The organism is Streptomyces sp. SAI-127 (genome assembly GCF_029894425.1).
Classification (GTDB): Bacteria; Actinomycetota; Actinomycetes; order Streptomycetales; family Streptomycetaceae; genus Streptomyces.
This window is the reverse complement of the sequence record NZ_JARXYJ010000001.1, coordinates 5,836,783-5,851,938: the sequence shown is the minus strand read 5'-3', so window position 1 is coordinate 5,851,938 and position 15,156 is coordinate 5,836,783. Positions and strand designations below refer to the sequence as shown.

At 71.2% G+C, this 15,156-nt stretch carries 11 protein-coding genes and 1 pseudogene; 6 read left to right on the top strand and 6 right to left on the bottom strand.

From position 1 onward, the window contains the following. A complete protein-coding gene (locus M2157_RS26885; RefSeq protein WP_280866401.1) occupies positions 1 to 408 on the top strand; it encodes an OB-fold domain-containing protein in 408 nt (135 codons plus the stop codon). Beyond that, positions 393 to 1,178 (top strand): enoyl-CoA hydratase/isomerase family protein, encoded by a 786-nt coding sequence (locus M2157_RS26880; RefSeq protein WP_280858291.1) that lies wholly within the window; start codon positions 393 to 395, stop codon positions 1,176 to 1,178. The genes M2157_RS26885 and M2157_RS26880 overlap by 16 nt, the downstream gene beginning before the upstream one ends. Here M2157_RS26880 and M2157_RS26875 read toward each other — a convergent pair. From M2157_RS26875 to M2157_RS26865, 3 genes are all read right to left on the bottom strand, one after another. After that, positions 1,175 to 1,615 (bottom strand): hypothetical protein, encoded by a 441-nt coding sequence (locus M2157_RS26875; RefSeq protein WP_280858292.1) that lies wholly within the window; start codon positions 1,613 to 1,615, stop codon positions 1,175 to 1,177. The genes M2157_RS26880 and M2157_RS26875 overlap by 4 nt on opposite strands. Positions 1,616 to 1,687: 72 nt before the next feature. Further along, entirely contained in the window at positions 1,688 to 4,036 is a 2,349-nt protein-coding gene (locus M2157_RS26870; protein WP_280858293.1) for a PQQ-binding-like beta-propeller repeat protein, read from the bottom strand. Between the two features lie 170 nt (positions 4,037 to 4,206). After that, the gene (locus M2157_RS26865; protein WP_280858294.1) at positions 4,207 to 4,959 is read right to left on the bottom strand and encodes a VOC family protein; all 753 of its coding nucleotides are present in this window, start codon (positions 4,957 to 4,959) and stop codon (positions 4,207 to 4,209) included. Positions 4,960 to 5,094: 135 nt separating this feature from the next. On the opposite strand from M2157_RS26865, the gene M2157_RS26860 reads away from it, so the two are divergent. Beyond that, the gene (locus M2157_RS26860) at positions 5,095 to 5,730 is read left to right on the top strand and encodes a TetR family transcriptional regulator (RefSeq protein ID WP_280859048.1); all 636 of its coding nucleotides are present in this window, start codon (positions 5,095 to 5,097) and stop codon (positions 5,728 to 5,730) included. 73 nt (positions 5,731 to 5,803) lie between these two features. Here M2157_RS26860 and M2157_RS26855 read toward each other — a convergent pair whose 3' ends face one another. Further along, complete coding sequence (locus M2157_RS26855; protein ID WP_280858295.1) at positions 5,804 to 6,274, bottom strand: nitroreductase family deazaflavin-dependent oxidoreductase; 471 nt, start codon at positions 6,272 to 6,274, stop codon at positions 5,804 to 5,806. Next, positions 6,271 to 7,522, bottom strand: a pseudogene (locus M2157_RS26850) (acyl-CoA dehydrogenase family protein). Before M2157_RS26850 ends, M2157_RS26855 begins: the two are co-directional and overlap by 4 nt. Before the next feature lie 81 nt (positions 7,523 to 7,603). Here M2157_RS26850 and M2157_RS26845 point away from each other — a divergent pair. The 3 genes from M2157_RS26845 (at position 7,604) to M2157_RS26835 (ending at position 13,724) form a co-directional block, all read left to right on the top strand. Beyond that, positions 7,604 to 8,773, top strand: coding sequence for an acetyl-CoA acetyltransferase (locus M2157_RS26845; protein WP_280858297.1), 1,170 nt, complete (start codon positions 7,604 to 7,606; stop codon positions 8,771 to 8,773). A 202-nt stretch (positions 8,774 to 8,975) separates the two neighbouring features. Next, entirely contained in the window at positions 8,976 to 12,650 is a 3,675-nt protein-coding gene (locus M2157_RS26840) for a S8 family serine peptidase (protein WP_280858298.1), read from the top strand. A 324-nt stretch (positions 12,651 to 12,974) separates the two neighbouring features. Then, the gene (locus M2157_RS26835) at positions 12,975 to 13,724 is read left to right on the top strand and encodes a helix-turn-helix transcriptional regulator (protein WP_280866400.1); all 750 of its coding nucleotides are present in this window, start codon (positions 12,975 to 12,977) and stop codon (positions 13,722 to 13,724) included. An 85-nt stretch (positions 13,725 to 13,809) separates the two neighbouring features. On the opposite strand, the gene M2157_RS26830 is transcribed toward M2157_RS26835, so the two are convergent. Continuing rightward, complete coding sequence (locus M2157_RS26830; protein ID WP_280866399.1) at positions 13,810 to 15,132, bottom strand: hypothetical protein; 1,323 nt, start codon at positions 15,130 to 15,132, stop codon at positions 13,810 to 13,812. Between the last annotated feature and the right edge of the window lie 24 nt (positions 15,133 to 15,156).

The window sequence follows — 15,156 nt, the reverse complement described above, 5'->3', positions numbered from 1 at the left end:
ATGCTCGAACCGGTGAAGGACACCACGGGCGTCCCCTTCTGGGAGTACGCCGCCCGGGGTGAACTGCGCGTCCAGGCCTGCGCCGACTGCGGGGAACTCCGCTTTCCGCCCCGGCCCTGCTGCCCGCACTGCCGGTCGTTCGCCGAGGAGTGGCGCCCGGTCTCCGGGCGTGGCCGCGTCTGGTCCTACGTCGTCCCCCACCCGCCCCTCCTGCCCGACTACGCGGCCCAGGCGCCGTACAACGTGGTGGTCGTCGAGTTGGAGGAGGCTCCTCGGATACGGCTGGTCGGGAACCTGGTCAGCGCGGCCGGGGCGCCGCTGAACTCCCTCGATCCGGGCCGGATCCGGATCGGCGCCCGGGTGCACGTGGTGTTCTCCGACGGGCTTCCGCAATGGGTGCTGTCGTGACCGGCCTGCGGGTCACCGCCGACAAGGACACCGGTGTCGCCGTCGTCACCCTCGACCGGCCGCACCGGCTGAACGCCATCGATCTGGACATGCGGGACGAACTCGTCGCCACCTGGCAGCAGTTGCGCTTCGACGACTCCGTACGGGCGGTGGTCCTGACCGGTGCCGGGGAGCGGGCCTTCTGCACGGGCCTTGACCGGGACGCCGAGGTTCCGCAGCCCAACTCGCCCTACATGGCGGATGATCCGCTCCTCCGCATCGGGCCGAAGTCCAACGACCTCTGGAAACCGGTCATCGCCGCCGTGAACGGGATGGCCTGCGGTGGCGCCTTCTACCTCCTGGGTGAGAGCGACTTCCTCGTCGCCGACCCGGCCGCCACCTTCTTCGACCCGCACACCACCTACGGGATGGTCAGCGCCTACGAGTCGGTGCTCATGGCGCTGGTCATGCCGCACGGGGAGGCCGCGCGGATGGCGCTGATGGGGACGGCGGAACGGCTCTCCGCCGAGCGCGCCCACGCCGTCGGGCTCGTCACCGAACTGACGTCACCGGGCGGGGCGCCGGCGGCCGCGGTCGCCGCCGCCGAGGTCATCGCCGGGTATCCGCCGGAAGGGGTGCAGGGCACGGTCCGCGCGCTCTGGGCCGCCAAGGAGGCCGCCGTGAAACAGGGCTTCGCGCAGGCCCCGCACCTCGTCTCGCTCGGGAATCTCCCCCCGGACCGGCAGACCGAACTGTTCCGTTCCCGGCAGTCCGGCTTCAGGTCGCGCTAGCGCGTGACCAGATCGGCTTCCGGCTCGACCTGGCAGTGGTCGAGCTCGGCCAGGAGGGACTGACCCGCCTTCACCTGGACGTTCGACGTGCCCCTCGCGGGCACCGAGATCTTATTGGTCTGCGAGCTCAGCGACTTGCCTGCCGCGTCCACGAAGGCGAACTCGACCTCGAAGGTGGCCTGGCGGCTGTTCGGGTTGGTGACCTCGACCGTCGCGTAGGGGATCGCCTTCGTCGCGCAGCTCACCACCAGCGCGGTGCCGTCCTGGAGTGCCGAGCTGCGGCGGGTGCTGGTGCTGCGCGGTGTATAGCTGTCGTGTTTCTGGCTGGAGCTGCTGCAGCCACCGCCGCTGTCACTGTCCCTGTGGCTGCTCTTGTGCCGCCCGCTGCTCTTGTGGCCGCTGGAGAAGCCCGTCAGCGCGAGCACCACCGTCGCCATGACCGCCGTAAACCTGAGAACACGCCCCCGTGAATGCATGCGATCACTCTAACGGGGGCCTCTGCCTCACGCTCAGGTGGCCCTGGCCGTTCCCGTCCCCTTCTCCGCGTCCAGCGCGTACACGCACCGGTCCTTGCTGCACGCGTACACGACCCCGTCCTTGACCACCGGCGACCCGGTGATCTCCCCGCCGGTCGCGAGCTTCCAGCGCAGCCGGCCGTCGTCGGCCTTCAGGGTGTAGAGCAGATGGTCCGTGGACCCGAAGTGGATCCGCCCCTCGGCCACCGCGGGCGCCCCCACGATGTCCCCGCCCGCCTGGAACCGCCACTTCGGCGTCCCGGTGACCGCGTCCAGCGTGTACAGCCCCTTGCCGCTGCCCACGTGGACATGTCCCCCGGCCACCAGCACCGGCTCGACCGACGCCCGGGCCTCGGTGGCGATGCGCCAGCGGTCGCGGCCGTCGGTCGCGTCGAGGGCGTACACCGTGCCGAGGTAGTCGGCGAGGTACACCCCGCCGCCCGTGACCGCGGCCCCCGGGACGAAGGTCGGCGGGCACAGGAAGACCGCCGGGGCCTCGAAGTGCCAGCGCACCCGTCCGCTCGCCACGTCGAGGGCCATGACGCGGGTCCCGGCCGAGATGTACACGAACCCGTCGTGGGCCTGGGCCACCCGGACCGGCACCCCGCCGCAGGAGGCCGCGTCGCCGATGGGGAACGCCCAGCGCTCCTCGCCGGTGCGGGCGTCCAGGGCCCGCAGGCGGCCCTCCTGCCAGATGTAGACCGTGCCCTCGTGGAGCGCGGGGCCGGCCTCGGGGGACTCGAAGTCGGTCTGGCAGCCGGTCAGCTCCCAGAGCTTCTGTCCGGTGGCGGCCTCCCAGGCCTGTACGCCGCCGCCGCGGGTCCCGGTGATCACCGTGCCCCGTTCGGCCTTGAGGGAGTACACCCACGCGTCCGTGTTCAGCCGCCACTGGTCGGCGCCCTCGCGGGCGTCGAGGGCGAAGAGCGTGGGGCCGTCGGAGGCGTGGATACGGCCGTCCGCGACCGCCATCGACCAGGCCACGTCCCGCGTCTTGAAGCGACGGCGGCCGGTGCCGACGTCGAGGGCGTGCACCTCGAAGGAGGTGACGTAGACGAGGTCCCCGGCGACGGCCGGGGTGCCCCACACGTCGTTCGACATGCGGAACCGCCAGGGCCGCCAGCCGCCCGAGTTCTCCGGCGGCGCGGGCGGGGGCGCCGGTACGGCGGGGCCCACGGCGGGCTCCGTGCCGTTGACGCCGGGGCGCGGCCTGGACCAGGTGGCGACCAGGCCGGCCTCCGGCGGGGGCGCCTTCACGGCGGCGGCACGGGCGTCGGCGACGCGCGGTCCGGGCCCGATGGGCACCTGGGCACCGGCGAGCCGCACGGGACCGGTGTCGGGGGCGCCGACGGGGACGGGAGCGGGCTGCGGCGGGTCGTAGGCGGGCGGCGGCGGTACGGCGGGTCGGCCGCCTCCGCTGCGGGCACCGCCGGCCTGGGTGGGCACCGGGCGCCCGCCGCGCCGCGTCTCGATCATGGCCACGGCCTTCTCGGGCAGCCACGCCGAGGCCGTACCGCTGTCGTCGGAGCCGGAGCCGAAGAGGTGGGGTGCCAGCTGGGCCTGGAGGTCGGCCGGGTTGGGACGCCCCGTGGCCTCCATCTGCATACAGGACTCGATGAGCGGACGCAGCTCGTCCGGGAGGCCTTCGAGGTCGGGGCCCTCACGCAGCAGCATGAAGACCGTCTCGACCGGGTTGGCGCCGTGGAAGGGCGGGTGGCCGGTGGCGGCGAAGACCAGCATCGAGCCGAGCGAGAAGACGTCGCTGGCGCCGGTGACGCTGCGGGAGTCCTTGGCCTGCTCGGGGGACATGTAGGCGGGGGTGCCGACGGCGACGTTCGTCATCGTCAAACGGGTGTTCGAGACGCCGGACGCGATACCGAAGTCGATCACCCGGGGGCCGTCCTCGACCACCAGCACGTTGGAGGGCTTGAGGTCACGGTGGACCAGCCCGGCGCCGTGGATGGACTGCAGCGCCTCCGCGACGCCCGCCGCGAGCCAGCGCACCGCCTGGGCCGGGAGCGGCCCGCAGTCGTTCACTATCTCTTCGAGGGAGGGCGCGGGGACGTACGCCGTGGCCAGCCACGGCACGGCCGCGCGCGGGTCGGCGTCGACCACGGCGGCCGTGTAGAAACCGGAGACCGCCCGGGCCGCCTCCACCTCACGGGTGAAGCGGACCCGGAAGAGCTGGTCCTCGGCGAGTTCCGTACGGACCGTCTTGATCGCCACCCGCCGGCCCGACGCCGAGCGCGCGAGATAGACCAGCCCCATGCCGCCGGCACCCAGCCGTCCCAGCACCTCGAACGGCCCGATCCTGCGCGGATCGTGCTGCGTCAGCTGATCCACCACTCTGCCTGCCACCTCCCCGTACAAGCCGCGCCACCCACATATGTACGCGACCCCGTGCAGCGTCTCACCACCGCACCGCCATGGCGGCACGCAACCCTGATTCTTCCTGGCCGGAGGCCTGGTGGCGAACCCGGGGTCAATTGGGGTGTCTCACCTCAAAGCGGAATCTTCTACCGCTCCGATCGCTCCAGAACGGCGAACGACGCTCCCTGATTGTCGGTGACGACGGCCACTTTTCCGTACGACGTCTCGAATGGCGGCGCCTGGACCCGCCCGCCGAGCCGGACGACCGTCCCGAGCACGGCCTCGCAGTCCTCGACGCCGAAGTGCACGAGGAAGTGGGGCGGCATCTCGGCGGGGAACACGCCGGAGACCGGGGCGCGGCCGAAGTCGGGGTGGGCATCGGGTCCGAAGAGGGCGTCGTGGAAGAGCCCGCCGTAGAAGGTGTTGGCGGCCTCGGTGTCCCGCGCGTACAGCTCGGCCCAGGCGAAGGTGCCGGGCTCGTGCCGCACACCGAACCCGGGGTGGCTGCCCGGCTCCCAGAGACCGAACACGGCCCCCTCCGGGTCGGTGACCAGCGCGGACGTACCCAGCTCCGCCACCGGCATGGGCGCGGTGACGACCTGTCCGCCGGCCGCCCAGATCCGGTCGGCGAGGCCCTCGATGTCCGGGGTGGCGAAGTAGACCGTCCACACGGTGGGCATCCGGCCGTCCGTCTTGTGGGCGAGGGCGGCGACGGGGCGGCCCTTGTGGTGGGCCCACACGGAACCTCCGTGGGTGTCCGGCCGGTCGTGGAAGGTCCAACCGAAGAGCTCACCGTAGAACCGCTGCCCGGCGGCCACGTCGGGAAGCTGCGCGTCCAGCCAGCAGGGGACGCCCTCGCCGTATCCCGTTCCGTCTGCGGATGCCCTGTTTTCGGCCATACCGTCAAAGTAACGGCGACGCACGCACCCCGCAGGACCAGGCACACCCGTCTCCCCGGCCCCGTGCACCCCATTTGCAGTCGGCCGAATCGCGCTCCGATCACCCCTCGGTAAGCTGACGGCATGACAGGACAAGTGCGTACCGTCGACGGCCGTGTGGCCGGCCGGCGTGGGCAGGCGACCCGGCAGAAGCTGCTCGACTGCCTCAGCGAGATGCTCAGCTCCTCCCCTTACCGGGACGTCAAAGTCATCGATGTCGCCCGGAAGGCGGGCACTTCACCCGCGACCTTCTACCAGTACTTCCCGGACGTCGAGGGCGCCGTCCTGGAGGTGGCCGAGCAAATGGCCACCGAGGGCGGTCAGTTGACGCAGCTCCTCGAAGGCCGGTCGTGGGTCGGCAAGGCGGGATGGCAGACCGCGCAGGAACTCGTGGACGGTTTCCTGGAGTTCTGGCGCAAGAACGACGCGATCCTGCGCGTGGTCGACCTCGGTGCCGCCGAGGGCGACAAACGCTTCTACAAGATCCGCATGAAGATCCTCAACTCGGTGAACAACTCCCTCGTGGACGCGGTCACCGAGCTCCAGTCCAAGGGCAAGGTCGACAAGGACGTCAACCCGGCCGCGGTCGCGGGTTCCCTCGTCGCGATGCTCGCGGCGGTGGCCTCGCACCAGAAGGGCTTCCAGACCTGGGGCGTCAAGCAGGCCGAACTCAAGCCGAATCTGGCGCTGTTGGTGCACCTGGGCGTGACGGGCAAGAAGCCGACGAAATAACGGCCCTACTCGAGTCCTGTCTGGCAGGCGGCTGTTCACACGGGTGGACAGCCGCCTGTCGTGCGTCCGGCTGTCACTTCCGGGTGATCCGGAAGAGCCGTATCTCCCGCTCGACCCGTGCCTGATAGGTGGCGTACGGCGGCCAGAACGCCAGCGCGGTCTTCCACACGGCGGCCCGCTCCTCCCCCGTCAGCAGTGTCGCCGTCACGTCGATGTCCCGCCCCTTCCAGCTGACCGAGGCCTCGGGGCGGGCGAGGAGGTTGGCGGTCCAGGCGGGGTGGCCGTCGCGGCCGAAGTTGGAGCCGATGAGGATCCAGGTACGGCCCTCGTCCTCGGGCATGCAGGCGAGCGGGGTCCGCCGGGGCAGCCCGCTCCTCGCCCCCGTCGAGGTGAGTACGACCCCCGGCAGCATCTGCGCGCTGAGCAGGAACTTCCCCCGGGTGATCCGGTGCACGGCCCGGTCCAGGGCCGGAATCACATGCGGCGCCACCTTGGCGAAGCCGCGCGTGGACGACACCCGCTGGACGACCCTCGCCCCGATCACACCGACACCTCCGCCCGCTCGAAGAGCCGCGCCGCGTCGGCGGCGTGCGCCCGCAGCCGGTGCGCGGGGCCGAAGAGCAGTTCGTCCGCGGCGGCGCGCTTGAAGTACCGCTGCGCCTCGTGCTCCCAGGTGAACCCGATGCCTCCGTGCAGCTGAATGCCCTCGGCGGCGGCGGTGCGCAGGGCTTCGAGGGCCTGGGCGAGGGCGAGCCCGCCGACCCGCCGCTCGTCGTGAACGGCGGCCCAGGCGGCGAAGTAGGCCGCGGAACGGGCTGCCTGAAGCTGGACGTACACATCGGCGAGCCGGTGCTTCACGGCCTGGAAGGACCCGACCGCCCGCCCGAACTGCTCCCGCTGTTTGACGTACTCGACGGTCGTCTCCAGCACACGGTCGGCGGCCCCGACGGCCTCACAGGCGAGGACGGTGGCGGCGGTGTTGCCCGTGCGGGCGAGGGCACCCAGGACATCGGCCCCGTCGTCGTCACCGAGCAACTCAGCTTCGACGTCCCGCAGTTGGACGCGGGCCTGCGGGCGGGTGGCGTCGAGGGCGCGCTGCCGGGTGCGCACGAGCCCGGAGGCATCACCGGGGACGAGAAAGAGGAGGGTACGGGACCGGGCGAACCCGCCCGCATGGGCGGCCACGAGCAGGAGGTCGGCGCTGTGGCCGTCGAGCACCTGGTCGACCTCGCCGTACAACCGCCAGCCGGGAGCCCGGGGTTGCTCTTCGGGACCCGACCTCCCCGTCCCCTCCGTAGCGACGACACCCCCACCCGCGCCGCCGGACCGCCGGGCCTGGACCCCGCCCGCACGTCCTCCGCCCGCCCACTCGGCCCGGTTGTCGCCGGTGAGTCCCAGTGCCGCCCCCGTTGGCACGGCAAGGGCGGCGGTCAACGTGCCGGAAGCCATCCGGGGCAACAGACCGGCGCGCTGCTTCTCCGTCCCCAGGGCCAGCACCAGCGGGGCCACGAGAACCGCCGTGCCCAGCAACGGCGTGGGCGCCAGCGCCCGCCCCGTCTCCTCGCAGGCCAGCGCCAGCTCCGTCAGCGAGCACCCCACACCGCCGTACGCCTCGGGCAGCGCCAGCCCCGGCAGTCCCAGCTGTTCGGCGAGGGCCGTCCACAGCGCCGGGTCGTAGCCGGCCGGAGTGTCGACCGCACTCCTCGACTCCTCGGGCCCGCAACGCCTGCGCAGCAGTTCCCCGCAAGGCACTTCGGATCTCGTCCTGTTCGGCGGTGAAGCGAGCGTCCATGGCTCTTCCTCTTCCCTCCCGATCTGACGGTCCGTCATATTAGGAGCGCCCGCACCAGATGCCCAGAGGCAGGAGGCCCTCATGCCCCCCGGGAGCCGGAAAGTCGCGATCACCGGCGTGGCCCTGGCCGACTGCGGCCGCGTGAACGACGCGACCCCCTACGCCCTGCACGCCCAGGCCGCCCGCCGCGCCCTGGCCGACGCCGGCCTGGACCGCTCGCTGGTCGACGGCCTCGCCTCGGCCGGCACCGGCACCCTCGCCCCCGTCGAGATCGCCGAGTACCTGGGCCTGCGCCCCACCTGGGTCGACTCGACCTCGGTCGGCGGGTCCACCTGGGAGGTCATGGCGGCGCACGCGGCCGACGCGATCGCCGCCGGACACGCGAACGCGGTCCTGCTCGTCTACGGCTCCACGGCCCGCGCCGACATCAGGGCGGGCCGCCGCACCGGCACCCTCTCCTTCGGCGCCCGCGGCCCGCTCCAGTTCGAGGTGCCCTACGGCCACACCCTGATCGCCAAGTACGCGATGGCGGCCCGCCGCCACATGATCGAACACGGCACGACCATCGAGCAGCTGGCGCAGATCGCGGTCCAGGCCCGCGCCAACGCCGCCCTCAACCCCGACGCGATGTTCCGCGACCCGATCACCGTCGACGACGTCCTCTCCGGCCCGATGATCGCGGACCCCTTCACCAAGCTGCACTGCTGCATCCGCTCCGACGGCGGCGCGGCGGTACTGCTCGCGGCCGAGGAGTACGTACGGGACTGCCGTACCGCTCCCGTCTGGGTGCTGGGCACCGGGGAGTACGTCTCGCACGTCAGCATGTCCGAGTGGCCCGACTTCACCGTGTCCCCGGCGGCGGTGAGCGGACGGCTGGCCTTCGAGCGGGCGGGGGTGCGGCCCGAGGAGATCGAACTCGCCCAGATCTACGACGCGTTCACCTACATGACGCTGGTGACGCTGGAGGACCTCGGTTTCTGCGCCAAGGGCGAGGGCGGTGCCTTCGTGGAGAAGGGACGCCTGAAGGTCGAGGGCGGGGACCTGCCGGTGAACACGGACGGCGGCGGGCTGTCCGCCCAGCACCCGGGCATGCGCGGGCTGTTCCTGCTCGTGGAGGCCGTACGGCAGTTGCGCGGGGAGGCGGGCGCACGGCAGGTGCGGCGCCCGGACGGGTCGGCGCCGGGGCTGGCGGTGGCGTCCGGGACGGGGGGCTGGTTCTGCTCGTCGGGCACGGTGGTGCTGGGGCGTTAGGGTCCGTCTACGTATAACTCCCATGCCTGATCAGCGAGTTCAAGGTCCACGGAGACCGCCAATTACCGTGGCCGAAGGGGGCATTGGCACTCCTCGGCCACAGGATTCCCTTGAGCCGCTTTCCGCGCAGCGCTCACTCTGATCACTGGCTTCCGCTCACCAGGCCGGAAGCGTCGTCAGTGTTCAGGGGAGGACGCCACCCATGCGAAGACACCACGCCTTCTGGGCCGTGGCAGGAGCGGCCGGACTGCTCACGGGCGCGATCACGCCCGCCGCGGCCGGTTCCGGATCGCAGGTCACCGCACCGGAATCCACGCCCGTGCGGAGCGGCGCCGGGACCGGTGCGACGAGTACGCAGACCGTCACCCTCATCACCGGTGACACCGTGTCCCTCAGCGCCGGACCGGACGGCAAGCACGCCGTCGACATCCAGCGCGGCAAGGGCCGCGAGGCCGCCACCTTCCTGTCCAGCGAGAAGGACGGCGAGGTCAGTGTCCTACCGTCGGACGCGATCCCGCTCGTGAACGCGGGCCGTCTCGACCCGGCCCTCTTCAACGTCACCCAGCTGGTGAAGCAGGGGTACGCCGACGCGAAGACCGGCGACACCCCGGTGATCGCGACGTACACGAAGGGCAACGCGACCCCCGACGGCGCTCGCCGGATACTCAAGCTGCCCACGATCGACGGCGCCTCGCTCAGCGCGGAGAAGTCGACCGCCTTCTGGAAGGACATCGCCCCCGCGCTCGGCACCGAACCGACCACGAAGGCCGCACGGCGGCTCGGCGAGGGGATCGACAAGATCTGGCTCGACGGCAAGGTCGAGGCGTCCCTCGATGTCAGCGTGCCGCAGATCGGCGCGCCCGAGGTGTGGAAGTCGGGCTACGACGGCAAGGGCGTCAAGGTCGCCGTCCTGGACACGGGCGTGGACGCCGGTCACCCGGATCTCGCGGGGAGGATCGGGGAGGCGCGGAGCTTCGTGCCGGCCGAGGCGGTGCAGGACGGACACGGCCACGGCACCCATGTGGCGTCCACGATCGTCGGCTCGGGCTCGGCCTCCGACGGCAGGCGCAAGGGCGTGGCGCCGGGCGCGGAGCTGCTGGTCGGCAAGGTACTGAACAACGCGGGCAAGGGTCAGGACTCCTGGATCATCGCGGGCATGGAGTGGGCCGCGCACTCCGGCGCGAAGATCGTGTCGATGTCGCTGGGCGGCACCGCGTCCGGCCCCTCGGACGTGCTGAGTGAGACGGTCGACGAGCTGTCCGCGTCCACCGGCACCCTCTTCGTGATCGCGGCGGGCAACTCGGGCCCGTCCGAGCAGACCGTCGGCACCCCGGGCATCGCCGATTCGGCGCTGACGGTGGGCGCCGTGGACAAGTCCGACAAGCTGGCCTCGTTCTCGAGCCGGGGCCCGCGCATCGGCGACTCCGCGGTCAAGCCGGAGATCACCGCACCGGGCGCGGCCATCACGGCGGCCCGCGCGGCCGGTACCACCATGGGCACGCCGGTCGACGACTACTACACGACGTCGAGCGGCACGTCGATGGCCACCCCGCACGTCGCGGGCGCCGCGGCGCTGGTCGCGCAGGCCCATCCGGACTGGACGGGCCAGCAGATCAAGCAGGCGCTGGCGACCACCGCGAAGACGAACACCGTCAACTCCGTGTTCGAGCAGGGCGACGGCCGGGTCGACGCCGTACGGGCTGTCCAGCAGGGCGTCTTCGCGACGCCGGCGCTGAGCTTCGGCACGTTCGAGGAGAGCGACACCGAGACCGCCGGCAAGGACATCACCTACACCAACACCACCGACAAAGCAGTGGGGTTGAAGATCTCCTCGTCGCTCCCCGAGGCCGCCCCGAACGCGGACACCGTGACCGTCCCGGCGAAGGGCACCGCCACGGTCGCCGTCACCGTCGACCCGGCCGAGGAGGCGACGGGCCGGTACACGGGCCACATCACCGCGAGCGCCGACGGCGTCCAGGTCACCACCGCCGTCGGCTTCGAGAAGCTGGCCAAGACGTACGACCTGAAGCTGTCGCTGGTGGGCCGGGACGGCAAGCCGTCCACCTCGGCGTCGATCTTCACCCTGCAGGAACTGAACGGCGCGTACGAAACCTACGGGTACCTCGGCAGCGGATACACCTTCAAGGTGCCCGCCGGTACGTACTCCACGGCGTCCTGGATCTCGCAGCGGGACGCGGCCGGTCTGGAGGTCGGCACCTCGGTCGTCGGCGATCCGCAGATCAAGGTCGACAAGGACACCGAGGTCGTCCTCGACGCCCGCACGGCGGTCGAGATCAAGCCGAAGACCAAGGAGGACTCCGAGTTCCAGGGCTTCAGCACCACCTGGCACCGAGAGGGCCCGGGCAGCAACTGGGGCCTGACCTACAGCCAGGGCTGGTGGACCGACCACGTCTACGTGGCGCCCACCGAGAAGGTCACCGAGGGCACGCTGGAGTTCTCCTCGAAGTTCCGTCTGTACGCCAAGGAGCTGACGGCGAGCGTCACCAGCCCCGAGAAGTACGCGCTGCCCCTCGACTACGCGCAGACGTCCAGCGGGTTCCCGGTGAAGTTCAGCGGTGCCCGCACGGTCCGTGCGGTGGACGCGGGCAGCGGCAGCGCTGCCGACTTCGACGGACTCGATGTCCGGGGCAAGGTGGCGGTCGTCCGGGTGGCCGCCGGTGCGACGGCGGACGAGGCACTGGCCAACGCGACCGCGGCCGGGGCCGGTTACGTCCTCGCTTACCACGAGACGCCCGGGTACTGGATCTCCTGGGTGAAGAGCGCGGCCATCCCGCTGATGACCGCCACCGGCGAGGACGGCGCGAAGCTCGGGGCCCTGCTGAAGAGCGGGAAGAAGGTCAAGCTGAAGCTGGACGGCACCGCGGTCAGCCCGTACGTGTACAGCGTGATGTTCACGCAGACAGGTGCCGTCTCGGACCGGCAGACGTACCACCTGAACAGCTCCAACACGGTGAAGCAGACGGTGCGCTACCACGGGGCCAAGGCCGGTCAGGTCGGCAAGGACGCCGTGTACAGGTTCCGTCCCGGGCAGAAGACCGACATCGCGACCACCAACAACGTGCGGCTCGGCACGGAGCGCACCGAGTACTACAACGTCTCCGACAACCGGATCTGGCACGCCGTCTATCCCGACTCGAAGGCGAACAAGCCGCAGTGGGATTCCCTGCAGACCTTCGACAAGGCGGGCAGGCTGCCCACCGAGGACTGGCTGCGCCCGGTCGTCCGCCCGGCGACCGTCGAGCAGTACGCCCTCTCCCAGCGCACCGGCGACAAACTCACCTTCGCCGTCCCGGAGTTGAGCGACTCCACGCCGGGCCACTACGGGTCGGTGGACAACCTCCAGGACACCGCGAAGGGCACGCTGTACGCGGACGGACAACTGGTCGGCGACACCGCGCTCGGCGGACTCGGCACCTTCGACGTCCCGGCGGCGAAGACCTCGTACCGCCTCGTGCTCGACGCCCGGCGCACCGCCGACTGGGCCACGTACTCCACCGGCACCCACACCGAGTGGTCCTTCGCCTCGGCGCACACGGACCGGCAGACGGCGCTGCCGCTGCTCTCGGTCGACTACGACGTGGACGGGCTCGACCTCCTGGGCCGTGCCGAAGCGAGGCACACGTCGAAGCTCGCACTCTCCGTCCGGAACCAGTCGGGCGGCGTCACAACCGGTGACCTGAAGGTCTGGGTCTCCTACGACGACGGCACGTCCTGGAAGGAGGTGAAGGTCAAGCGGGGCGAGCTGGAACTCAAGCACCCGAAGGGCGCCACGTTCGTGTCGCTGCGCGTGCGGGCCGCCGACAAGGACGGCAACAGGGTCGATCAGACCGTGCTGCGGGCGTTCGGCCTGAAGTAGACGGCCTGAAGTGAACAGCCTCCCAGTCCGGGACAAACAGCCTTAACAAAGATCGCCTACCGTGCCGAGCCATGGTGAACACGGCGTACGACACGGCAGGGCAGACCCCCGCCGCGAGCCCCTGGGCCGCGGTGGGGGTCTCCGCGTTCGACGAGCTGCTGTACCAGGCCATCCTCAACCAACCCGACGCCGGCGCGGCCGGCTGGGCGTTGCTGACGGGTGCCTCCCCGGGCCGGGTCCGTGAGGCCTGCAACCGGCTGCTCACGCTCGGGCTGCTGCAACCACCGGACTCCATGGGCGGGTTACGAGCCGTCGACCCCCGGGGTGGCGATCCGCGCGCTGATCCGGCGGCGCGAGACGGAGTCCGAGCTGCTGGCCGCCACCGCCGAGGAGATGGCGACCGCGTACGAGGCGGGGCTGCTGCGCGAGGAACCGTCCCGGCTGGTCGAGGTGGCCTCCGGCGAGGGCGCCATCGCGGCACGCCTGGAGGAGATGTACGCGCGCGCGGAGCACGAGGTGTGCCTTTTCGACACACCGCCGTATCTCGCCCCGGCCGGTCCGCAGGTGGACCTCCAGGCCGATCTGCTCCGCCGCGGGATCCTCTCTCGTGGGATCTACTCGGCGACCGGCCTGGAGGATCCGAAGATCCTGTCCCGCGCCTTCAGGATGGTCGAACTCGGCGAGCAGGCTCGGGTGTTGCCGTCCGTGCCTCTCAAGCTGCTGGTGGTCGACGGATGCCGGGCGCTGCTGCCGCTGACCGCCTCCGCGGCCGGCGGCTACTGTGCCGTCGTGGTGTGGCACTCGGCGGTGACCGAGGCCCTGCAGAAGCTCTTCGAACTGGCCTGGCAGCAGGCTGCGCCGCTGGGTCAGGCGGTCGACGACGGTGGGCTCTCCGAGAGCGAGAGGACGTTGACCCGGCTGCTGGCGGCCGGAATGAAGGACGAGGCGGTGGCTCGCCATCTGGGAGTGAGTCTGCGGACCCTGCGGCGGCGGGTCAGCGAGCTGCAGGAGCGGCTGGGTGCGGCGAGCAGATTCCAGCTGGGGATGCGGGCGTCCCAACGGGGGTGGGTGTAGCAGCGGTACCGTGAGTTCATGGCGGCGTATCACCCCGCCATGAGCCACCATCCGATGATCTTTGAAGACGGCCTCTAACGCACCTCTAATGCACGACTCTGATGGTCGCCTTGTCGTTGGCGGTGTCCGGGTCCCTGCGGCCCACGTCCCACGGGCTGGAGGAGTTCTTCTCCAGGAGGCTCAGGGTGCCCTCGCCGGGGGCGCCGAGTTCGGCCGTGAACTCGAAGGAACGGGTCTCGCCCGGCTTCAGGTCGGGTACCTCGCAGGTGTAGGTGAAGCCGTTGTTGTCGCAGTACGCCCGGTAGACGCCGTCGTCGTACTCCTCCATGGGCTCCTTCACCACCCGCAGCTCGAAGGGCGGCTCGAAGACCAGCTCGGCCGCGGTGCCGGCGTCGGCGGGCCCGTTGTTGCGGACCTCGATACGGAAGGTGCGCCGGGTGCCGGGACCGCCGCGCAGTTCGACGTCGGAGACCTGGTAGTCGGCGTGGGTGTCGACGACGAGCTGGGTGGATCCGCCGCCCTTGACGAAGGTGCCCTCGGTCCCGGCGGTGGGCTCGGCCTCCAGGGCCGGTCCGTCGCCGGGGCCGCCGCCCTTCGTATAGCTGTGGTACTGACCCGGGCCCATGTCCAGGGCCCAGACGTCCCGGCCGTAGGAGGGGTACATCTGCGCGGCGGGGACGCGCAGTCTCATGGCGGGGCGGACGACGAGCGTCTCTCCCGGGTCGATCGTCACCTCCGGCAGCTCGCACACCGCGAGATGGCCCTTGCTCAGCTCGGGGTAACGGCAGTTGTCGTACCGCTGCGTGAACTCCGTCCCGTCGGCGCTCATCGCGATCCCCAGCCCCTTGACCGGCACCTCGCCGGTGTTCCGCACGACGAGCGGGGAGAGCAGCTCGGAGCCGGGCCGCAGAAGCTCCTTCGCGTACGCGGGCACCACCGCCTCGACCACCGGCTCCCCGATGACGAACCGGGTCCGTGCGGTGAGCTTTCTGCCGTTCTTCGTGGTGTAGGTGTAGCGGACGACGGCCGTGGCACCGGCCTCGGCGCCCTTGACGGCGTGCGGCTGCGCACGGGCGTTGTCCGCCCAGTTGCTGTAGTCGCCGTCGACCTCGCAGGTCAGATGCGCGGAGTCGCCCTCGCAGGGTCCGTACTTCTTCAGCCGGACCACGTCCCGCCCGTCGGGGGCCACCTCCACCGTGAGCCGGCGGACCCCGGGGCCGTTCCCGTCCTCGGCCGTCACGGAGAAGGGCATCTTGTCCTTCGGGCCGGACTTGTCGCCGTAGGGGCGCAGGTAATAGAGCTCGGGGACGGTGAGGGACGCGTGCGCCGCTCCGGAGTCGCAGGCGGCGAGGGACGCGAGCAGAAGTACTCCGGCGGCGCCAACTGCCGTACCGGACAAGTGATTCACCGACCCTCCCTCCCTCAGGTGTGC